Below are 5,704 nucleotides of genomic sequence, written 5' to 3'. Positions count from 1 at the left end.
GACCAACTGGAAAAACTCACCGGACTTCGATAACTACGAAGAACGCCCGGCTAATGGTTGGGATATTCGTACTGAAGGGTATTTACCTGCCTATCCGGGGATCGGCGGCAAGCTGGTGTATGAGCAGTATTACGGCGACCGCGTTGGGCTGTTTGGTAAAGATAATCAGCAAAAAGATCCGGTAGCGGTGACGGCCGGCGTTAACTATTCGCCGTTCCCGCTGATGAAGTTCAACGTCGAATGAGCAGTATTACGGCGACCGCGTCGGGCTGTTTGGTAAAGATAATCAGCAAAAAGATCCGGTAGCGGTGACGGCCGGCGTTAACTATTCGCCTTTCCCGCTGATGAAGTTCAACGTCGACCACCGCATGGGTAAAAGCAATCAAAACGACACCCGCTTTGGCATCGATCTGAACTATGTGTTTGGCGCGCCGTTAGGTCAGCAGTTGGATAGCAGCCTGTTGGCCGCGAGCCGCAGCTTGGCCGCGAATCGTTACGACTTTGTCGAACGTAACAACAACATCGTGTTGGAATACCGCAAAAAAGAGAGCATCAGCCTCCGGTTAGCTTCGCAAATCAGCGGCTACAGCGGTGAAAGCAAATCGCTGGGTGTGTCGGTCAACAGCACCAACGGCGTTGAGCGCATTGAGTGGACCGCACCAGAACTGCTGAGTCAGGGCGGGCAGATTGTTCAGGTTTCTGAGCAGCAGTTCAACGTGATCATTCCTGAATATCAACATGGTAATGATGCCAACAACAGCTATGTGGTGAGCGGCGTTGCCTACGATAAATCCGGCAATGCATCGCCCTAAGGCAGAAAGCTTGGTGATCGTGTCATCAGCGGCGGTGAGCATTCTTAATAGTACGCTCACCCCGATGGAGCTACAGCTACCGAACGACGGTACCTCTACGGCTAGATTGACGCTGGTATTGCGTGATGCGAACAATCACCTCGTCAGTGGTATCGCCGATGACATCAAAACCACGCTAAGTCCCGTGGGTCGCGGTCAGCCAGATGCCACGGTGAGTGCTTTCAGCGAAGACATGACCCGTATGGGCACCTATAGCGCCATCGTGACGGCGGGCGAAAATATGGGCCAATATAAAATCACGCCTGAAATCCATAATGTCAAAATTGCGCCAGCGACGTTGTATGTCGGCAGCACACCGGCAATCAGCGATTTGAGCATAAGCGGCAAGCTGGAGCTGGGTGAGCAGCTAACGGGAGACTATCAGTTCAATAATGGCGGCGGGCACCCGAAAGATATGTCCCTCTACCAATGGGGCAATAAAGGGCAGACCGCAGGGCTGAATGGCGCTGAGACTATTGTTACTTCAGGCAGCGTGCCGGGCTATACGCTGGTCGCAAACGATGTTGGTCAGGTAAAAGAGCTGTCGGTTCAGGCGCGTAACGGAGTCGATACGTTGGGGAATATCCTGACGGTGACCTCTGAAAACGGCGGCGAAGGCGGCACGGTTATCGATCCAATGGCAGCGCCAAGCATCAGCAACGTGGCTATCAGCGGCGAGCTGTTGGTGGGTAAACAGCTGAACGGTCGTTACACCTTTGCGGCGAATACCGGTAATAAAACCGATCGCTCGGAATACCAGTGGGGCGTGGAAGGAACGACGGCAAACGTGGTGGCGAACGAGAACGGCAACGCGATTGAGCAAAGCGGCACCATCCCAAGCTACACGGTCCAAAGCAGCGATGCGGGTCAGGTACTGGAAATGTCGGTACGCGCCAAGAACGGTGCCAGCGTTTACGGCAACAGCGCCACGGTCACCTCAGTACCGGGTACTGACGGCAACGAAACCGATAAAGGGGCCCCGGCGGCACGGTTATCGATCCAATGGCAGCGCCAAGCATCAGCAATCTGATAATTCGCGGCACGCTAAATTCCGGCCAAACCCTGAAAGGTAGCTACATCTTTGCGACGAATACTGGAAATACGCTCGACAAGTCAGAATATCTATGGGGAACCGTGGGTACCACGAAAAGCCAAATTGAAAGTAATAAAGGCAAAGTGATTAGTAAAAGTGGCACATTGCCAGACTATGTTATTGCGAATACGGATGTGGGTAAGGTATTAGAAGCCACGGTGCGCGCGAAAAATGGCGCCAGCGTTATTGGTAATATTTCAACTGTGACGACTGCGCAAGCAGGCGGCGGTAATAATACTGATGATGGCTATAAAGGTCAGATAATTGATAAGTATCAATTTAACGTTGTTCCCGGTAATCGAACGCTAGGTGAAACGTTATCTTATCAGTTCTCGCTGAATGCCAAAGGACCTAATGGAACAAACGTTACCGTTCCTTATTCTGAAATAAAATGGAAAACAGAAAATAGCAGTGTTGCGACTGTAAATAGTTCAGGCGTTGTAACCGGTGTTAATGCTGGGAAAACAAATGTGGTGGCCTATGGGTTATATAAAAATAACGAGTTTGAGGCTAAAGCAGTGGTTACCATCACCGCATTGAAATATTCCCCGTATTATGGTGGAACAATAGCTGGCGATAAGAGCGGTAGTGATATTGTTACTCCCCCTGATTACATGATTTCTATGCAGTGCGGATTTGCGGTAGATAGCATGGGTGGCGTGGGTGGCACCGGGGGAAGTCCTCTTATTATCCGGAATGTGAGAGATGTAACGTCAATTACGGTGAAAACCGGTATTTCACGAGACTATGGTAACCGCACCGGTGTAGGTCAAATTATATATAAATATAAGAATGGCTCGCAGGAAAGTTGTGGTGAACAGCCTGCCTCAATTTATGACAACTTAACTACAAGCGTTTACAACATACCAAATGGCTACGTTTTACAGGGCTATGAGGTAAAAGGAAATGAGCTGGTTAATAGGGTTAGATTTGTTGTTTCTGAATCTGGAGAGTAAAAAAAGCTATTTTTAATTTCTAGTTTTATGTTTTAACTATAAAGTGCCTGATTTTTATCAGGCACTTATTTTGTTAAGTATCAATATTTATTTATTAGTAATAATGCTCTATTTAGGTAATGTTTATTGTTCATGGAAGTGTTCGGTGATTTATTGTTTTCCTACATGCGTAGGTGTTTGGTGGCATTCATATAGTTGCGCTCTCATATACTAATTGCTAGGTAAGAATTATCTTATGCTAAGCAAGTCTTTTTATTTTTTGTATGGCTGTCACTTTCATTTTTATATTGATGGAGTGAAAAAACAATTTTGTTTTACGAGCTATCTCATTATTTTAAAAGTCATTATTGCTTAATTCGCATTGATTATCATTCTCTCCTATAGAGTTATTTATGAAAACAAACCTCCATCTGCCAGTGAAATAAAAATAGGTAAAAAATATATCCGCGCCATTGCACACCTGAATATCGGTATGCAGGTCGTATTCCCGTTAGCTCTGTCATTTACTCCGGTAATGGTTGCTCGAGCCGAAACAGAAGACAAAAAATTCCTCGCGACCAGCGCCCCGGCGACAACTATTCCCTATGTGTTACAACCGGGGGATTCGATTGCTCAGATAGCAGAAAAATATCAGCTCACCGTGGCACAGCTTAAAACGCTGAATCAATACCGAACCTTTGCCCACGGCTTTGAATCAGTGCGCGCAGGGGATGAGATCGACGTGCCAGTACAGGCCAAAAATAATGCTGCCGATAAGGCGCGTGATGACAGCGCTGCGTTGGCTCAGCGCGTCCAGCAGGCCGGTCACTTTTTACAAAACAATCCCAACAGCGATAGCGCGAAAGATTTGGCGCGCAGCCAAGCGTTGGGTGCAGCGAACAGCAAAGCGAATCAAGAAGTGGCCAGCTGGCTGAACGGTAAGGGAAAAGTACGAGTAAAACTCGATGCCGACCGTGATTTCTCATTAAAAAATTCTGAGCTGGATGTGCTGTATCCGCTGTGGGAAAACAATGCGCATCAGGTGTTTACGCAGGGCTCGGTACATCATACCGACAGCCGCAACCAGTCCAATCTGGGGTTGGGCTACCGCTATTTTGAAGGCACCTATTTGCTGGGCGCCAACACCTTCTTTGACCACGACTGGTCACGCAGCCACTCGCGTTTAGGCCTCGGTGCCGAATATCAGCGCGATTTCCTCAAGGTGGCCGCCAACGCTTACATGCGTTTGACCAACTGGAAAAATTCACCGGATTTCGATAACTACGAAGAACGCCCAGCCAACGGGTGGGATATTCGTACCGAAGGCTATTTACCTGCCTATCCGGGGATCGGCGGCAAGCTGGTGTATGAACAGTATTACGGCGACCGCGTCGGACTGTTTGGCAAAGATAATCAGCAAAAAGATCCGGTAGCGGTGACGGCCGGCGTTAACTATTCGCCGTTCCCGCTGATGAAGTTCAACGTCGATCACCGCATGGGTAAAAGCAATCAAAACGACACCCGTTTCGGTATCGATCTGAACTATGTGTTTGGTGCGCCGTTAGGTCAGCAGTTGGATAGTAGCCTGTTAGCCGCGAGCCGCAGCTTGGCCGCTAATCGCTATGACTTCGTTGAGCGTAACAACAACATCGTGTTGGAATACCGCAAAAAAGACACCATCAGCCTCCGGTTGGCCTCGCAAATCAGCGGCTACAGCGGTGAAAGTAAATCGCTGGGCGTGTCGGTCAACAGCACCAACGGCGTTGAGCGCATTGAGTGGACCGCGCCTGAACTGCTGAGTCAGGGCGGGCAGATTGTTCAGGTTTCTGAGCAGCAGTTCAACGTCATTATTCCTGAATATCAATATGGCAGCGATGCCAACAACAGCTATGTGGTGAGCGGCGTTGCCTATGATAAATCCGGCAATGCATCACCAAAAGCGGAAAGTATGGTTGTTGTTTCCTCGGCGGCGGTAAGTACGGTTAACAGCACGCTCACCCCGATGGAGCTCCAATTGCCGAACGACGGCCACTCAACGGCTGAACTGACGCTGGTGTTGCGCGATGCCAATAACCACCCGATCAGCGGCGTAGCGGGCGATATTAAAACCACGGTCAGCCAGTCTGGTCGTGCCCAGTCCGATGCTACAGTCAGCAGCTTCAGCGAAGATGTGAATCACTTGGGCACCTATAAAGCCACCGTCACGGCGGGCGAAACCATGGGGGAATACAAACTCACGCCTGAAATCCAGAACATCAAAATCGCCCCGGCGACGCTGTATGTGGGCAGAGCGCCGATGATCAGCGGCTTAACCATGAGCGGCAAGCTGGCGTTAGGCGAGCAGCTAGCGGGTCATTATCAGTTCGATAGCAACAACGGCAATACGCAAGATACTTCCCTTTACCAATGGGGGAATAAGGGGCAGACCACAGGGCTGAATGGCGCTGAAACTATCGTTACTTCAGGCAGCGTGCCGAGCTATACGTTGATCGCCAGCGATGTTGGGCAGGTAAAAGAGCTGTCGGTTCAGGCGCGTAACGGGGTGGAAACCTTAGGGAATACGCTGACGGTCACCACGGTTCCGGACGATAGCGGCAACGATACCGAGGGCGGCGACGGCAACGGCAATATCACCGATGAGCAGGCCGCACCAAGCATCAGCAACGTGGCGATGAGCGGCAAGTTGAATGTGGGCGAAGCGCTGAGCGGCAGCTACACCTTTGCGGCCAACACCGGCAATGCAACCGATACGTCGGAATACCAGTGGGGCGTGAAAGGTTCGACGGCAGATGTAGTCGCTAGCGGCAATGGCAGCGCCATCAGCC

General features: G+C 50.2%; 4 protein-coding genes and 1 pseudogene. All 5 read left to right on the top strand.

What is annotated here, in order from left to right; all coding sequences use genetic code 11:
• A pseudogene (locus BN1044_RS20860) lies at positions 1-241 on the top strand (inverse autotransporter beta domain-containing protein); the annotation flags it as partial.
• Between the two features lie 67 nt (positions 242-308).
• Positions 309-812: an inverse autotransporter beta domain-containing protein gene (locus tag BN1044_RS20855; RefSeq protein ID WP_072310284.1), complete on the top strand. Its 504-nt coding sequence runs from the start codon at positions 309-311 to the stop codon at positions 810-812.
• Complete coding sequence (locus tag BN1044_RS20850) at positions 778-1,881, top strand: invasin domain 3-containing protein (RefSeq protein ID WP_175421634.1); 1,104 nt, start codon at positions 778-780, stop codon at positions 1,879-1,881. The genes BN1044_RS20855 and BN1044_RS20850 overlap by 35 nt, the downstream gene beginning before the upstream one ends.
• Positions 1,854-2,900, top strand: a complete 1,047-nt coding sequence (locus BN1044_RS20845) for an Ig-like domain-containing protein (RefSeq protein ID WP_072310282.1) — start codon at positions 1,854-1,856, stop codon at positions 2,898-2,900. The genes BN1044_RS20850 and BN1044_RS20845 overlap by 28 nt, the downstream gene beginning before the upstream one ends.
• Before the next feature lie 472 nt (positions 2,901-3,372).
• Positions 3,373-5,704, top strand: a 2,332-nt coding sequence (locus BN1044_RS20840) for an inverse autotransporter beta domain-containing protein (RefSeq protein ID WP_072310281.1), incomplete at its 3' end; no start/stop codon positions are given.

The sequence above is a fragment of the Hafnia alvei genome, assembly GCF_900095695.1.
In the GTDB taxonomy this organism is placed as follows: domain Bacteria; phylum Pseudomonadota; class Gammaproteobacteria; order Enterobacterales; family Enterobacteriaceae; genus Hafnia; species Hafnia alvei_B.
This window is presented reverse-complemented; position numbering and strand designations above follow the sequence as displayed.